A 16,965-nucleotide genomic window follows, 5' to 3' on the forward strand; every position below is an offset into this window, starting at 1 on the left:
ATTACTTCGCCTCCTTATTCTTGCTGAGACGTTCGATAAATAAGCGAATTACATAACCAGATGCAACAAAGAAAATGATAATCGCAATTACAATCGAAACAATTTCTACTGGAATCCCAGCTTCATTAGGCATATTCAATGCCCCATATTTTAATGAACCAAATAATGTTGCTCCGAAAATGACACCAAGTGGTGTATTTGCGCCAAGTAAGGCAACGGCAATACCGTCAAACCCAATACCTGTAAATCCACCTTTTACAGATGCATATTCAAATGTTCCTAAAGCTTCCATAGCGCCACCTAGTCCGGCAAATGCACCCGAAATGACCATTGCAAGAATGATATTTTTATCTACATTCATCCCCGCATAGTCAGAAGCGTGATGATTTAATCCAACCGCTTTTAACTCAAACCCACGAGTTGTTTTTTCAAGAATGAACCACATGACAGCTACCATTGCGAGAGCAATGAAAATCCCTAAATGCAAACGTGAAAAATCAGTCATGTTTTCAAGGAATTCCGAACGAAGAGATGCAGAAGGGAAAATTTTCCCCGTATTGTCTCCACCATCAGAAACTGTTTTAACTAATGCATTCGTTGTATGTAATGCAATATAGTTCATCATGATCGTTACAATTACTTCGTGTACCTTGAATTTCGCTTTTAATAGTCCTGGAATAAAGCCCCATAGAGCACCCGCTAAAGCTGCAGCGATTAATGCTAAAGGTAAATGGACGAATTTAGAAGCTCCTTCAAATGCAATCCCCACATAAGCAGCTGCAAACCAACCTACGATTAGCTGTCCTTCAACACCAATATTGAATAGGCCGGTACGAAATGCAAAAGCAACAGCCAAACCTGCTAAAATATACGGTGTAATTTGTCGAATCGTTTCACCGATTGTATACATGTCTCCAAATATTCCATTCCAAAGTGCCGTATAACCAGCAACTGGATCATAACCACTAAAAATCATTACCAATGCCCCAACAATCAAACCTAAAATAACGGAAATTAAAGGGACAAGTATATTTACTAAGCGCTTAGACATGCTTACTGTCCTCCTCTTTCACTTGATTTCCATTAGCTTTGGTCTTTGTTTGACCCGCCATTAATAAACCAAGTTCTTGTTCGTTCGTTTGTTGAGGATCCAGTGTATCAACTATTTGTCCATCATAAATAACAGCAATTCGATCTGATACGTTCATTACCTCATCTAGCTCAAATGAAATTAATAGAACAGCTTTTCCTTTATCACGTTGTTCTATTAATTGTTGGTGAATAAATTCGATAGCCCCTACATCTAATCCCCTTGTTGGTAATGCAGCGATTAGTAAATCAGGGTTACGATCAATTTCTCGACCGATAATAGCCTTTTGCTGATTACCACCAGATAATGCACGAGCAGGTTCATGATCACCTTGTGTACGTACATCGAATTTTTGAATGATTTCATTGGCTTTTTTAGAAATCGTAGTGTAATTCATAATGCCATTTTTTGAAATCGGTGCTGAATAATACGTTTGCAACGCAATATTGTGACCAATTGGGAAGTCAAGAATCAATCCATGCTTATGACGATCTTGTGGAATATGTCCAATACCAGATTCAGTTATTTTACGTGTACGCTTACCAGTAATTTCGTTTCCATTCATGAACACATGGCCACTTTTAACTTTGCGTAAACCAGTGATTGCTTCTATTAGTTCTGATTGTCCATTGCCATCGATTCCTGCAATCCCCACAATCTCACCTTTACGTACATTTAAATTTAAACCTTTTACTTTTTCAATGCCACGGTAATCTGTTACGACTAAATCTTTTACTTCTAATACATTGTCCGTCGGGTGAGCAATTCCTTTTACAGTCTTGAACTCAACTTGACGCCCCACCATTAAAGAGGCAAGGTCATTTGGATTGGTTTCTGCGGTAATAACAGTTCCAATCCCTTTTCCTTTTCGAATGACCGTTACGCGGTCAGTAACATCCATAATCTCTTTCAATTTATGTGTGATTAAGATGATAGATTTCCCTTCATTAATCAGGCGTTTCATAATCTGAATAAGCTCGGTAATTTCTTGTGGTGTTAATGAGGCTGTAGGTTCATCAAAGATTAAAATTTCAGCTCCGCGATAAAGCGTTTTCAAAATTTCAACACGTTGTTGCATACCGACAGAAATATCTTCTATCTTTGCATAAGGATCCACATCTAATCCATATAGCTCTGATAATTCTTGCACTTTTTTAGCTGCAGATTTCGTGCTAATCATTCCTGCAGATGTAGGTTCACTGCCAAGTATTATATTTTCTGTTACTGTGAAATCTTTAACTAACATAAAATGCTGATGAACCATACCAATTCCATATTTGTTCGCAACTTTAGGATCAGTTATTTTTACTGCTTCACCATTTACACGGATTTCTCCGCCTTCTGGTTGATAAAGACCAAAAAGGACATTCATCAAGGTAGATTTTCCTGCACCATTTTCGCCAAGCAATGCATGAATTTCACCTTTCTGTAGTTGAAGGGTAATGTTGTCATTAGCCACGAAAGTTCCGAATTCTTTACGGATGTTAAGCATTTCAATTACATATTCCAATGTCTTCACTCCCTTAAACGCTGTTAAATTAAAAATAAATTAATACAGGAAAGGCTTTAAAACTTAAAACCTTTCATCTATTAATTTAGAAAAAGAAGTAAAACATAATAAAGACCGGTATACCGGTCTTTATTATGTACATACATTTCAAGTATTACTCTACAGTTTCAGGAACTGTAACTTCGCCATCAGCGATTTTTTTAGCATACTCGTCAATTTGAGTCATTACGTCTTCTGGGATTGCTCCACGAGAATCAGCAAGACCAACGCCTTCTTCAGCAAGACCATAAACAGTTGTTTCCCCACCTGGGAATTCTCCGTCCATAGCTAATTTAGAAAGGTTTTGTACTGCTACGTCAACACGTTTTAACATTGAAGTTAAAGTTACGTTATCTTCGCCAACAGCACCTTCTTCGTATTGATCAGAGTCAACACCGATAACCCAAACATATGCGTTAGGATCTTTTGTTTTTAATTCTTTTGCTTCAGCGAATACACCGTTACCAGTACCACCAGCAGCGTGGAAAATAATATCTACGCCAGATGAATACATACGGTTAGCAGTTGTTTTACCAAGTTCAGCTTTATCAAAAGCACCTGTGTATTGAACGTCAACTTCGATTGCAGGATCTACAGCTTTAACGCCTTCTAAGAATCCAGCTTCAAAACGCTCGATAACTGGGATTTCCATACCACCAACAAAACCGATTTTTTTCGATTTTGTCATTAATGCTGCAGCAACACCAGCAAGGTATGAACCTTCTTGCTCTTTAAATAGAACAGAAGCAACGTTTGGTTGATCTACTACTGCATCAATAATAGCTAATTGTGAGTCAGGTTGTTGTTCAGCGATTTCGTTTACAGCAGCTTCCATTAAGAAACCAATACCGAAAACTAAGTCGAAGTCACGACGAACTAAGTTGTTTAAGTTAGTGTTATAGTCTGCATCTGAAGCTGATTGAAGGTAGTCAAACCCACCATCACCTTTAGTCAGGTCATTGTCTTCACCAAACTTTTGAATACCTTCCCAAGCTGATTGGTTGAAAGATTTGTCATCTACTCCACCTACATCAGTTACCATTGCTACAGAAAAATCGTTTTCTTTTGCGTCACCATTTGTACCAGTTGCGCCGTCTTTATCATCGCTACCACAAGCAGCTAATACTGTACTTGCAGCTAGAACCATAGATAAAGCTAGACCGAATTTACGTTTTGTCAATTTGAGTTCCCCCTCAAAATGTGTTTTCTTATTAGCAGGAATTTTGTTGTTTTACACCCTTTTACGCACTACATGGAAACTGAATTTATCAGCTCTAAAATAGTTTTTTGAATACAACACAACTTGATCATTGTCATCATAATGTAATTGTTTCAGAACAAGTAACGCTGTTTCAGGTTCGCATTCCAAAATTGGTGAAGCTTCCTCGTGATAGCCAGTCGGGTCAATAAATGCAATGGCATGTGAAATTCGAATTTGTCCGGATTCCTCAATAGCTGTAAATATAGATCCCTCTTGCCGACTTAAAAAATCATTCGGCAAATATTTAGTTGGCACTTTGTCCACACAGTAAACAACCGGTTCACCGTTAGCTGTTCTTACACGTTCAATAGTAATGACAGATTCATCGTTTTCGCAATGAAAGCGTTTTACATCTTCTTCAGACGGAAGTGCTTCCGATGAACTTAAATAGATAGTTCCCGGTTCCATTCCCGCTTTACGAATCATAGAAGAGACACTTGTTAACTGCTCAATCCCTGAAGTAAAAACAGGGCGTGGGTTTACAAAGGTACCTACTCCATGTCGTCTTACGATGACGTTTTCTTCTTCCAACAGTCTAAGTGCTTCGCGAAGCGTTGCACGACTGACTCCAAGAGATTTGGCTAGTTCGAATTCAGAAGGTAATTTCTCCTTCTCTACGAACACACCTTTTGCAATATCGTCTTTTAGACGATCGATCACTTGAAGATACAAATGCCGACTATCTGATTTAATTGTCATATGAACCACCACCAACAGTAGAGATCAGACATCTGATGTAAAACTTTCCTACTAATCAGACATACTATACCACTTTTATTTGTGTAAATAAATAGATTTATGTGCGAATTATGAAAAGATCCGTAAAATTAATGATTTATTTGTAATACGAATGACATATTTTTCTATATCAATAGTCATCATTTTGCTTCGATACGAGAACTTGTCGTGGTTTACTTCCTTCATAAGGACCAACAACACCACGTAGTTCCATTTGGTCGATGATACGGGCTGCTCTAGAATAGCCTACTCTGAATCTTCGTTGTAATAATGACACCGATGCAGTTTGCATATCTGTCACTAGTTGAACAGCTTCGTCATATAAATCGTCCGTTTGTTCTTCAATCGCAACTTCTTCTATCTCCGACGGAATCATTTCTTCTTGATACTGAGCTTTTTGCTGAGCTATAACAGAATCGACAACTGTCTCTACTTCTTGATCAGAAAGGAAAGCCCCTTGAACTCGAACAGGCTTTGAAGCACCTGCCGCTAAGAAGAGCATATCGCCACGACCTAGTAACTTTTCAGCACCACCCATATCTAAAATCGTTCTTGAATCGATCGACGAAGATACGGCAAAAGCAATTCGTGAAGGAATATTTGCTTTAATAACACCTGTAATTACATCAACACTTGGTCGTTGTGTCGCGATAATTAAATGAATTCCTGCGGCACGCGCCATTTGTGCCAATCTTGTAATAGAATCTTCCACATCATTAGAAGCAACCATCATTAAATCGGCAAGCTCGTCCACAATGACGACAATGTAAGGCAGTTTTGGATGTTTTTCATCATTCTCTTCATTCCATTTACGAATATGATCATTGTATCCCTCAATATTTCGAGTTCCCGTATGAGAAAACAAATCATATCGTCGTTCCATTTCAGAAACGACTTTTTTCAATGCTTGTGAAGCTTTTCTAGGATCTGTTACAACAGGAGCAAGTAAATGTGGAATACCATTGTACACATTCAATTCAACCATTTTCGGATCAATCATCATCATTTTCACTTCATGTGGTTTAGCACGCATGATAATACTAACGATAATGCCATTAATACATACACTTTTCCCGCTTCCTGTGGAACCTGCTACAAGTAAATGGGGCATTTTATTTAATTCCGCAAGAACGGCTTGTCCAGTAATATCTCGACCCAAACCGATTAATAATTTTGAGTCTGGTTTACTATTTTCTTTTGCATCAAGTACTTCACGTAAACTTACAATCGCAACCTCTTGGTTAGGCACTTCAATTCCAATAGCAGATTTTCCTGGAATCGGTGCTTCAATACGAATATCCCTAGCCGCAAGAGCTAATGCTAAATCGTCACTTAAACTAACGATTTTACTAACTTTCACCCCAGTGTCTGGTAAAACTTCATATTTCGTAACAGCAGGTCCAAGATGAACTTGCGTTACTCTTGCTTTTACCCCAAAGCTATGGAAGGTCTGCTCTAACTTTTTCGCATTTGCTTGAATCAATGAATATTCTCCACTTTGATCACTATGTGGAGGTGCATTTAATAGAGATATGGGTGGCAAAGTATAGTCTTCATTTTCTTGAACTGGTTCAGAAACAGTTTCGAAAACCTTCTCCGTTTCACCATCAACTTCAACAGGTTCAGGTTCAACTTCAACTCGTTTTTCAGCTCTTTCCGTAAATGCTGAAATAATTGGGGATACATGTGGTTCTTCAATTTCTACAACAGTTGCGGCTTCTGGACGCTGTTCAATTTGAACTTGAGCTTCTGACTGTAATCTTTTCTCTTTTCTTCTTGAAACAACTGGTTTTGGTTTTGCATTTGCTTTTTTGTTTTTACGGTAAGCTCCCCACTTCTTCTTCCACTCCGGAATTTCACTCGCAATAATCGGAACTAACGCTTTTCCTGACAATAAAACAAAACCAATCAATAGCAATAACCAAGCAGCTATTGTCGCGCCACTCGAATCAAATAGCACATGGAACGTAGCAAAAATAATAGCACCAATCATCCCTCCACCAAGGGAATGATTTCTTTCCGTAATGCCTCCGCTATCGATTAATACACGCCATGTTTCCCTAATGACGGAGTCACTAAGTAAAGCGCCACCTTGAAAGAGATTTTCAAATAATACAAGATGACTAAAAATAGTTAAACTGGCTAACACACTTCCAAACCCTAATACAATGCGATTATTAAATTTTGGAAATGATCGTTGAATCATGACCATTAAAGCAATCACTATTAAAAATAATGAAACTGCCACATGCCAATTTCCAAAGAGGAATCGTGCAATGGACGATAACGTAAAACCGATGAATCCATATTCAAAAAAAGTTATAATTCCTAAACCGATTAGTAGGAGTCCAATAATCTCGTACATTAACGGATGCATAGGCTCCGGCTTTTTCTTATTAATTGGTTTTTTCTTTTTTCTCGTCATTATTTTCACCTTCTTTCATTATCAAACAAAAAGGATTCCCCGCCGATACATATGGCTAGGAAATCCTTTCGCTTATTGACACATTAATATTCCATAATAATTGGGATAATCATTGGGCGTCGTTTTGTTTGTTGGAATAAATATGAGTTTAACGTGTCGCGGATTTCTTGTTTAATATTTGTCCATTCAAAGGTCTCTTTATTCACATATTTTTCAACTATTTTTTTAACTAGCTCTGTAGACTCGTCCATCAGTTTTTCTGATTCACGAACATATACAAATCCTCGTGATAAAATCTCAGGACCTGATGCGATTTTCTTTTGAGCTCGGTTTAATGTTACGACAACAATGAAAATACCATCTTGAGAAAGAAGTTTACGATCTCTTAGGACGATATTGCCAACATCACCTACACCAATCCCATCGATTAAGACGTTTCCTGCTTGAACTCGTCCACTCATTCTCATCTTGCCGCTCTTGTATTCGACAATATCGCCTTTATCAGCAATGAAAATTTGAGCTTTCGTTAAACCAGTTGATTGAGCTAACTTGGAATGAGCCATTAACATACGGTATTCCCCTTGAATCGGAATAAAGTATTGAGGCTTCATCAAGTTTAACATCATTTTCAAATCTTCTTGACTACCGTGACCAGAAACGTGAACTTTTTTATCAGCAGTTAAAACTTTCGCACCTGCTTTAGCTAAATGATTCATCGTTTTATACATGGCCACTTCCATTCCTGGAGATGGTGTAAAGGTAATTAATACGGTATCAGTATCTTTGATTTTCACATCTTTGTGATGTTTACGAACCATTTTTTCAAGTGCTTCAAGTGGTTCACCTTGTGTACCAGAAACGATAATGATCACTTCGTCGTCTGCATACTTATCGATATCTTTAATTGAAATAAGTGTATCTTCGTCAACTGTTAGGTAGCCAAGTTTCAAACCAACCTCGAATACGTTTTCTAACGTTTTCCCTACTACAGCTACTCTTCGTTTCACTTCTAACGATTTATTAAAGACTTGTTGCATTCTGATAAAGTTTGAAGAATATAAAGAAACTAATATTCTTCCTTTTGCTCCGTAGAATGCTTCAGATAGATGTCCTTCAACGACAGATTCAGACGTTGTATATCCAGGTCTTTCAGCTTCAGTTGAATCAGACATTAAAATGAATACGCCTTCTTCACCCAAACCAGCCATTTTAGCAATATCCGGTCGATAGCTTCCTTGCGCGGATTGGTCGAATTTAAATTCTCCAGTATGAACGATTGCTCCTTCAGATGTGTGGAATGCGATTCCTAAAGAATCAGGAATGCTATGTGTTGTATGGAAAAACGTTACATATGTGGATTTAAAGTTCATTCGACTACGATTTGTTACTTCAAAAAACTTCACTGGGTGCGGTGCTGGCATTTCTTTTAAATGTTCCTTTGCTAAAGCAATGGTTAAGCGTGACCCATATATAGGTGCTTGAACTTTATTTAATAAATAAGAAATCGAGCCAATTGCATCTTCATGACCATGCGTCAAGAAAATCCCTTTAATACGGTCTTTGTTTTCTTCTAGGTATGTAACGTCTGGAATAACAATATCAATTCCAAGCATTTCATCTTCAGGGAACATTAGTCCACTGTCTACTACAAATATTTCTTCGTCGATTTCGACAACGTACATTGCTTTTCCGATCTCTCCAACTCCACCGAGCGGGATGATGCGGATCGTTTCATTTTTAATTTTAGTCACGTGCTTTCCTCCTAAAAATTTACCCGAACAACTTCCACTGTACTTCATTATACGGTAGACATGACAACAGTACAAACAAAAAAAGGTCAGTACATGACTGACCTTACTTATTATTTAAAATTACTTCTCTTTTGTTCATATAAATCCCATGCTTGATCGAATGTTTTTTTCTCTTCGTCGGTCATATCGACTAGTGGTAAACGTACAGATCCCACATCTAAACCTAATTTTCCTAACGCATATTTTACTGGCACTGGATTAGGCTTCTCAAATAAAGCACGAATCAGTGGCAGCAGTGCATGGTGAATAGTAGCCGCATCTTGATGACGTCCTTCATTGAATGCACGAGTAAGTCTTTGCATATCTTCCCCAACAACATGAGAAGCAACTGAAATGACTCCTGCACCACCTATTGATAATAGAGGTAGCGTTAACCCATCATCGCCACTATAGACGTCAAAATCGTCTCCGGTACTCGCGATAATATCTGACATTTGCTCTAAGTTGCCACCAGCTTCTTTGATAGCATGAATGTTAGGAATTCGACTTAACAGTTCTACAGTTTCAGGTAACATATTAACAACCGATCGACCTGGGATATTATAAAGTAATACTGGCAGTTTCGTCACACCTGCGATTGTTTTAAAATGCTCATACATCCCTCGTTGGTCGGGTTTATTGTAATAAGGTGTGACTAACATGATACCATCAACACCCGCTTCATCTGCCATCTTAGTTAATTCGATGGAAGCTTGCGTGCTGTTGCTACCCGTCCCCGCAATTACTGGGATTCGCTTATTTACAGTCTCCACTGTAAAACGAATTAGATCTGCTTTTTCCTGGCTTGTTAAAGTTGGTGACTCACCTGTAGTCCCACATACAACAAGAGAGTCAGTTCCTGTTGCGATTAAATGTTCAATTAGTTTTGCTACCATTTCAAAATGTATCGATCCATCTGGAAGAAATGGTGTGATCATTGCTGTTGATACGCGGCCGATTTGCATGTCTATTCCCCCTTACAAAATTCCCTCTTCAATCATTGCTTCAGCTATTTGAATTGAATTTAGTGCAGCACCTTTTAATAAATTATCAGCGACAATCCATAGATGAAAACCTTTGTTATTCGATAGGTCTTTACGTATTCTTCCAACGAATACAGGATCTTCTCCTTCGGCATATAAAGGCATTGGATACTCTTGCTGTGATGGATTATCTTGTAATTGAATCCCTTTCGAATCTGCTAAGAGCTTTTTAAGGTCATCAACAGTCACATCATCTTTATCAATTTGTATAAATACGGATTCAGAGTGACCTGATACTACAGGCAATCTTACACAAGTCGCTGAGACTGCTAAATCTGGCATATGAAGAATTTTTTTCGTTTCATTAATCATTTTCATTTCTTCAAATGTGTAGCCATTATCGTCAAATATATCTATTTGAGGAATTACATTAAACGCTATTGGATAGTGTTTTTCAGCGCTCTTAACTGGTAGAATAGTTGCTTGCGTATCCTTCGTATCACCAAATGTTTGACTTTGTTGTTCTAATTCTTTTATAGCATGTGTCCCAGCACCTGAAACCGCTTGGTAAGTTGAGACAACAACTTGATTTAAACCATAAGCTTGACGAATTGGTTCGAGTGCCACAACCATTTGAATTGTTGAGCAATTGGGATTAGCTATAATCCCTTTATGAGCATGTAAATCTTGAGGATTAACTTCAGGAACTACCAAAGGAACATCTATATCCATACGAAACGCACTTGTATTATCTATGACTACAGCACCTCTTTTTGCAGCTTCAGGTGCTAATACTTTTGAAACTGATCCACCTGCGCTGAAGAGTGCAATATCTACTCCTTCAAATGCTTCAGGAGTGGCTTCTTCAATTGTGTATGTTTGGTTTTGAAAATTTATTGTTTTTCCAACTGAACGTTTAGAAGCTAAAAATTTTATGTGTTTAATTGGAAACTCTCTTTTTTCTAATTGTTCTTTCATTTTTTCGCCTACCGCACCTGTTGCCCCTACGATAGCTACCGAATAACGTTTTGACATTCCAATCTCTCCTTCACAATAAAACACGAGCATAATGGAGGTATTGTATCATAAACTTTCACTTATGTGCATGAAAATTAATTGAATTATTCATGTTGGATGAGTATAGGTTGGAGTTGTTGGTGGTTCATAGCGGCTACAATTGTAGGTGCAATTAATGTGAAATCGGATATTAAGGAGTTTGGTTTTTTGTAGGGATCGTCTTGTCCGAAGGGGATGAAATAAATATGTTTCGAGTTGAGAAGTTTCATTAAATTTACACCGTTTAATCCGAGAGCATCATTCGTTGAAATGCCAATAACTACGGGGGTCCCATTTCTCATCGTTGCTTTGGCGGCCATTAAAACGGGGGAGTCAGTTGCTGCATTTGCAAAGCGACTGAGTGAATTTCCTGTCATAGGTGCAATCACCATACAATCTAATGGAGCTTTAGGTCCTAAGGGCTCTGCATCTGCAATTGTCGAAATCACTTTTGCCCCTGCCGCCTCTTCAATTTTTTTCACCCATTCGTCTCCAGTTCCAAATCTAGTCGCTGCTGCTAATACTGAATGCGTAACGATTGGTACAACGATTGCTCCAAGTTCACGTAAAGCAGCAATTTTCGGAACCACTTCTTCATACGTACAATGTGAGGCTGTAATACCAAAGCCGATTCTTTTATTTGTTAACACATACTTCCTCCTTCTGATTGTTTAGACAACCTCTGAATACAACTAGACAGTAAAGAGGCAGCATCGTTTTCGATGAATTGACCAGGAAGCGAAGTATATAAATGGTATGGTACGGTCAAGGGTTCATTACAATTTAAACACCCTGGCGCCGATGCAATATCATAAAATGTTTTCGCTTTTGAAATCTTGTGAACATAATCATCCGTTAACCATGCAGCCGGGATTGTATTAATAAAAAATACATCATCACAATCTATAGCTGGTCTGAGAATTTCCGCTTCGTAGCCCATTGCCTTTGCTTCGGCCAATTGCTCCAAGGACCTTACGACAATGAGTGGAAAAGCATCCATTTTCTTTAGTTGGGCAGCTAATAATTTTGATACTCTACCGAATCCTGTAATAACAAACTTTTTTCCTGCTATTGTTTGTTTTTCATGCAAATAAAAAGCAGCGATGAAACCTTCTGCTGTCAACTTTGCATTTAACCAAATAAATTCTTCGTTTTCTAGATACTTTTTAACGGGACAATTCATGTCACTAAATAACTGAGCCCAATCGGATGTTAGTCTCCCAACAAAACAAATCGGGGTATGTTTAAATAGATCTCGATCGATATTCGGAACTGCTAATTCAAGTGGTTGTATCGGGAATACAATGTAATCTGGTTGAAATTCTGAAATGGAACGTTCAAGTTGGTATCCCCAAGCTTTAGATTTTACATATAATACGTGTTCCCCATTTGTCTCGAGTTCGAATGCCAGTTTTGCCATACGTGGATCAGTTCCAATTACGCACCATTTAGACTTGCTCATGAATGATAATCCGAATCCAGGTACGACATTTTCGTAAATAAAATACGATGTTCACCTATCAACACAATATCTTCCCAAGCAATATACGTATTTTTGGAAACCGTTTTTGATTTAAAAGGTCGATTTGATTGATCTTTTAATACTAAAAACCCAATAATTTTACCACTTGTTGCTTCAAAGATTAATTCGGTGTCTGCCAATAATCCAACCCTCTTACCATCTTCAATTTGGATTAATTCTTTAATGGCTAATTCAGATAGTAACATTTTGTCCCTCCTCTGTATCCATCACATTATTTATATGCGAAAACAGACCTCAACGTTCATTAGAAAACATATATTGTGCCTACCTTTTGTGCAGGTTTTGTTTTCTATGAAGGATATTGTGTGAGTTAATTATTCATGATGAGTCAATTTAATAATCACTTTTCTGAGACAACAACTATAAAAGCAATGGTTCACTCTTATACTCGGTATTAGGGATCTTGCTCTTTCAAACACAAACCTTTCACTATTCTTCGTGTTCTATGAACGAAAGCCCATTTGTTTCCAGAAAAAATCACCTAAAGTACAAATAGACATAAGTTCTCAAAAATCACCTATAAAAAAAAGAATACACATCAGTCCCGCTGAAGAACTGACTTTCTAGACTCCACAATTTTGCAAGGAGGTTAAAGGTCAGTCTGCAGGAAATGACATGTATTCTCTGTTTGTTGTTCATTTTCATGAATACCTATTGTTCGGTGTTATTGTTGATAATGCTGGTTTTTGATCAAAGATTTCAGATACTAATTTTTGTACTTGATGGATGTGCACCTCATCAATTGATTTTAAAACTTCATCATATGTTTTATGCTCTTCGAAAATCAATTCATTTTTACCGTTTCGATTCATTCGAGCATTCGTACTTTCTAACCCTAACATTAAATTACCTTTTAATTGTTCTTTTGCATTATCTACCTCAGTCTCAGTTACACCATCAGTAATAACCTTATTGATTGTTTCATGAATGGTTTGTTCCAACTCAGGCATTTGGTGGCTTGACGTTCCACCATATATGGCAACAGACCCACTATCTTCATGAGAAGAATGATACGAATAAATTGAATAGGCCAATGCTTTTTCTTCACGTACTTCTTGGAAAAGTCGAGATGACATATTCCCACCTAAAATGCTGTTTAAGACGACTAAATCATAAATATGCTTATGTTTAACACTTAATCCCGGATACCCAAGACAAATATGTCCTTGTTCGGTATCTCTCGTCTTTTTCGACTCACCTGCAAAAAATACAGCTGGTTCGAATATCGTTTTCTCGATTGTTGACGTATTTGGTGAAAAATGACCAAACAACTCATCAATATGGGCAATAAACCCTTCAGGAATATTCCCAGCAACTGAAATGACGATTTGTTCTGGCCGGTAATGATGATCCATAAATTGATGAATCATGTCTGGAGTAAATGAAGATAACGTCTCTTTTGTCCCTAATATGGACGCACCAATTGACTGGTTGGGATACATGACATTCCATAATTGCTCATGGACATCATCATCTGGTGTATCTTCAACCATTGATATTTCTTCTAAAACCACTTGACGTTCTTTATCTAATTCTTGTTCATCAAACTGGGAATGAAAGAACATATCTGCAAGAACGGAAACTGCATGTTTTGCATGGTGGTCAAGTACTTTTGCATAATAGCAAGTGTATTCCTTTGAAGTAAAGGCATTCACATGACCACCTATACGGTCGAATTCTTCTGCAATTTGACGAGCAGTTCGCGTAGCCGTTCCTTTAAAAAGCATATGCTCGATAAAATGAGTTAACCCATTTTGCTCTGGTTTTTCATGACGTGAACCTGCATGAACCCAGACACCCACCGCTACAGAACGAACGTGTGGTATATGCTCGGAAACTATCCGAACACCGTTTTGACTCGTATGTTTTTGTAACATTTTGAAACCCCCTAATTTCCAACACACTTAATTATACTCAAGCGACCTTAATTATGATTTTTTGAGTATTAGAAAGACATAGCATACACACATAATGGTGTAAGCTATGTCTCTTCTTATACTGATATACGTAACTTTACATTTCCTATCAGTGTAAAAAAAGGCTACCTATTAATCACATAGGTAGCCTTTTACATATGTTCTTAACAATTTTAAGCTTCTGCTTTTTCTGCCGCTTCTTTTTCTTCTTTAACAACAATTTTACGTGATAAATTAACTCGGCCTTGGTTATCAATTTCAATAACTTTAACTTTTAATTCATCATCAAGTTTCAAGACATCTTCAACTTGTTTCGTACGTTCTTCTTGAATTTCTGAAATATGAAGAAGACCGTCTTTACCAGGGAAGATTTCAACAAATGCACCGAATTTCTCAATTCGTTTCACTTTACCCATGAAATATTCTCCAACTTGAGCAACACGTACAATGTTTTCGATGATTTGTTTAGCACGAGCAATCATTTCTTCATCAATCGAAGAGATATAAATTGAACCATCTTGCTCTGTATCAATTTTAACCCCTGTTTCGTCGATGATTTTGTTGATTTGCTTCCCACCAGGTCCAATTACATCACGAATCTTGTCTGGATTAATCTTAATCATAACAATTTTCGGAGCGTATTTAGATAGTTTTTCGCGTGGTTCAGAAATCGTTGCAATCATGCTTTCTAGAATGTGCATACGCCCAATTTTTGCTTGAGTTAATGCTTCTTCTAAAATAGTGCGTGACAAACCGTCAATTTTAATGTCCATTTGAAGAGCTGTAACACCTTTTGCAGTTCCAGCAACTTTAAAGTCCATGTCCCCTAAATGATCTTCCATTCCTTGAATGTCAGATAAAACGGAGTAATTATCACCTTTTTTAATAAGTCCCATTGCAATACCAGCAACTGGTGCTTTAATTGGAACACCCGCGTCCATCATTGCTAATGTTGACGCACAAATACTTGCTTGAGATGTTGAACCATTTGATTCAAGAACTTCTGACACTAAACGAATTGTATAAGGGAATTCTTTTTCATCAGGAAGAACTGCTTTTAATGCACGCTCTCCTAATGCACCATGTCCAATTTCGCGACGACCTGGTCCACGAATAGGTCCAGTTTCACCAACACTAAATTGAGGGAAATTATAGTGGTGCATGAAGCGTTTTGATTCTTCAATTCCGATACCATCAATAATTTGCACATCACCTAGTGCACCTAAAGTAGCAATACTAAGCGCTTGCGTTTGCCCACGTGTGAATAAACCAGAACCATGCGTACGAGGTAGAACGCCTGTTTCAGATGATAATGGACGAATTTCGACTAATTTACGCCCATCTGGACGAATCTTATCTTCCGTAATTAATCGACGAACTTCTTCTTTAACCATTTTATCCAAGATTTCACGAACTTGTTTCAATGTAGCATCGTCTACTTCTTTTTCTACATAAGTCGCCATAACTTCATCTTTAACTTCGCGAATCGCTTCTTCACGAGCATGTTTTTCATGAACTTGAATAGCCGAATTTAATTTCGTTTCACAAGTCGCTTTGATTTCAGCTGAAAGTTCAGCATCTAATTCGTATAATTTAATATCTAATTTCTCTTTTCCAAATGCTGCTGCAATTTCTTCTTGGAATTCGATTAATTTAATTATTTCTTGATGACCAAACATGATCGCTTCTAACATAATTTCTTCAGGAACTTCAAGCGCACCTGCTTCTACCATGTTAATCGCATCTTTTGTACCAGCAACAATTAAATCAATTGTGCTTTCTTGTAATTGTGCGTCGGTCGGGTTAATAATAAATTGATCATTAATTAAACCTACTTGCACACCTGCAATCGGTCCACCAAAAGGAATATCAGAGACCATTAATGCTAATGAAGAACCAAACATTGCTGCCATTTCTGTTGTACAATCACGATCTACTGACATAACGATCGAGATTACTTGTACTTCATTACGGAAACCATCTGGGAATAACGGACGAATTGGTCGGTCAATTAAACGACTCGTTAAAATCGCGTTTTCCGAAGGACGACCTTCACGTTTAATAAAGCCACCAGGAATTTTACCTGCTGCATATAAACGTTCTTCATAGTTCACTGTTAACGGAAAGAAGTCTAGTGGTTTTGGATTTTTAGATGCTGTAGCTGTTGAAAGAACAGTCGAATCCCCGTAACGGACCATAACGGCACCGTTTGCTTGTTTAGCGTACTTGCCTATTTCCACTTGCAAGGGACGACCTGCCCATTCGAAATTGTACGTTTGTTTTTCGTTCATTGGATGAACTCCTCTCCTACTGAAAATCCTGTATCGCAAAGTTGTATGTATCATTAGTAGTGTATCAAAAAAGCGTAATCGATGCGAAAATATTTTCATTTCCGTCACAGTATACGCATTATATAAAATTTATATAAGAACATAAAGAAAAAGCGGGAAAACTCCCGCTTTTTCTAAAATGTATCTTATCGACGTAAACCAAGTTTAGCGATCAAGTCACGGTAACGTGATACTTCGTTTTCACGTAAGTATTTTAACAAGTTACGACGACGACCTACCATTTTGAATAGACCACGACGTGAGTGATGATCTTTCTTGTGTGT

Annotated in this window: 14 protein-coding genes; all 14 read right to left on the reverse strand. The window is 37.7% G+C overall.

The window, feature by feature from the left end:
• Position 1: 1 nt before the first annotated feature.
• Positions 2-1,051, reverse strand: coding sequence for an ABC transporter permease (locus AC3EA5_RS03200; protein WP_488607039.1), 1,050 nt, complete (start codon positions 1,049-1,051; stop codon positions 2-4).
• Positions 1,044-2,600: an ABC transporter ATP-binding protein gene (locus AC3EA5_RS03205; RefSeq protein WP_488607040.1), complete on the reverse strand. Its 1,557-nt coding sequence runs from the start codon at positions 2,598-2,600 to the stop codon at positions 1,044-1,046. Before AC3EA5_RS03205 ends, AC3EA5_RS03200 begins: the two co-directional genes overlap by 8 nt.
• Before the next feature lie 154 nt (positions 2,601-2,754).
• Complete coding sequence (locus AC3EA5_RS03210; RefSeq protein ID WP_488607041.1) at positions 2,755-3,819, reverse strand: BMP family lipoprotein; 1,065 nt, start codon at positions 3,817-3,819, stop codon at positions 2,755-2,757.
• Between the two features lie 51 nt (positions 3,820-3,870).
• Entirely contained in the window at positions 3,871-4,599 is a 729-nt protein-coding gene (locus tag AC3EA5_RS03215; RefSeq protein WP_488607042.1) for a GntR family transcriptional regulator, read from the reverse strand.
• A 169-nt stretch (positions 4,600-4,768) separates the two neighbouring features.
• Positions 4,769-7,063, reverse strand: coding sequence for a DNA translocase FtsK (locus tag AC3EA5_RS03220; RefSeq protein WP_488607043.1), 2,295 nt, complete (start codon positions 7,061-7,063; stop codon positions 4,769-4,771).
• Between the two features lie 83 nt (positions 7,064-7,146).
• The gene (locus tag AC3EA5_RS03225; RefSeq protein ID WP_488607044.1) at positions 7,147-8,814 is read right to left on the reverse strand and encodes a ribonuclease J; all 1,668 of its coding nucleotides are present in this window, start codon (positions 8,812-8,814) and stop codon (positions 7,147-7,149) included.
• Between the two features lie 110 nt (positions 8,815-8,924).
• On the reverse strand, positions 8,925-9,818 hold the full coding sequence (gene dapA / locus AC3EA5_RS03230; protein WP_488607045.1) for a 4-hydroxy-tetrahydrodipicolinate synthase: 894 nt from the start codon (positions 9,816-9,818) through the stop codon (positions 8,925-8,927).
• A 12-nt stretch (positions 9,819-9,830) separates the two neighbouring features.
• Positions 9,831-10,871, reverse strand: coding sequence for an aspartate-semialdehyde dehydrogenase (locus tag AC3EA5_RS03235; protein ID WP_488607046.1), 1,041 nt, complete (start codon positions 10,869-10,871; stop codon positions 9,831-9,833).
• Between the two features lie 86 nt (positions 10,872-10,957).
• Positions 10,958-11,542 carry a dipicolinate synthase subunit B gene (locus AC3EA5_RS03240; protein WP_488607047.1) on the reverse strand — a complete coding sequence of 195 codons (585 nt, stop codon included), beginning with the start codon at positions 11,540-11,542 and terminating at the stop codon, positions 10,958-10,960.
• On the reverse strand, positions 11,536-12,354 hold the full coding sequence (locus AC3EA5_RS03245; protein ID WP_488607048.1) for a hypothetical protein: 819 nt from the start codon (positions 12,352-12,354) through the stop codon (positions 11,536-11,538). Before AC3EA5_RS03245 ends, AC3EA5_RS03240 begins: the two co-directional genes overlap by 7 nt.
• Positions 12,351-12,620, reverse strand: coding sequence for a YlmC/YmxH family sporulation protein (locus AC3EA5_RS03250; protein WP_394187424.1), 270 nt, complete (start codon positions 12,618-12,620; stop codon positions 12,351-12,353). Before AC3EA5_RS03250 ends, AC3EA5_RS03245 begins: the two co-directional genes overlap by 4 nt.
• Before the next feature lie 456 nt (positions 12,621-13,076).
• On the reverse strand, positions 13,077-14,312 hold the full coding sequence (locus AC3EA5_RS03255) for a M16 family metallopeptidase (protein WP_488607049.1): 1,236 nt from the start codon (positions 14,310-14,312) through the stop codon (positions 13,077-13,079).
• Positions 14,313-14,524: 212 nt separating this feature from the next.
• Positions 14,525-16,642, reverse strand: a complete 2,118-nt coding sequence (gene pnp / locus AC3EA5_RS03260; protein WP_488607050.1) for a polyribonucleotide nucleotidyltransferase — start codon at positions 16,640-16,642, stop codon at positions 14,525-14,527.
• 185 nt (positions 16,643-16,827) lie between these two features.
• Positions 16,828-16,965: 30S ribosomal protein S15 (rpsO, locus tag AC3EA5_RS03265; protein WP_488603687.1), on the reverse strand; the 138-nt coding region annotated here is incomplete at its 5' end.

This window comes from Paenisporosarcina sp. (genome assembly GCF_057785155.1).

Coding starts and splice junctions, on each gene's coding strand:
- AC3EA5_RS03200 (WP_488607039.1), bottom strand. CDS start 1,051: ATGTCTAAGCGCTTAGTAAATATACTTGTCCCTTTAATTTCCGTTATT.
- AC3EA5_RS03215 (WP_488607042.1), bottom strand. CDS start 4,599: ATGACAATTAAATCAGATAGTCGGCATTTGTATCTTCAAGTGATCGAT.
- AC3EA5_RS03220 (WP_488607043.1), bottom strand. CDS start 7,063: ATGACGAGAAAAAAGAAAAAACCAATTAATAAGAAAAAGCCGGAGCCT.
- dapA (WP_488607045.1), bottom strand. CDS start 9,818: ATGCAAATCGGCCGCGTATCAACAGCAATGATCACACCATTTCTTCCA.
- AC3EA5_RS03235 (WP_488607046.1), bottom strand. CDS start 10,871: ATGTCAAAACGTTATTCGGTAGCTATCGTAGGGGCAACAGGTGCGGTA.
- AC3EA5_RS03245 (WP_488607048.1), bottom strand. CDS start 12,354: ATGAGCAAGTCTAAATGGTGCGTAATTGGAACTGATCCACGTATGGCA.
- AC3EA5_RS03250 (WP_394187424.1), bottom strand. CDS start 12,620: ATGTTACTATCTGAATTAGCCATTAAAGAATTAATCCAAATTGAAGAT.
- AC3EA5_RS03255 (WP_488607049.1), bottom strand. CDS start 14,312: ATGTTACAAAAACATACGAGTCAAAACGGTGTTCGGATAGTTTCCGAG.
- pnp (WP_488607050.1), bottom strand. CDS start 16,642: ATGAACGAAAAACAAACGTACAATTTCGAATGGGCAGGTCGTCCCTTG.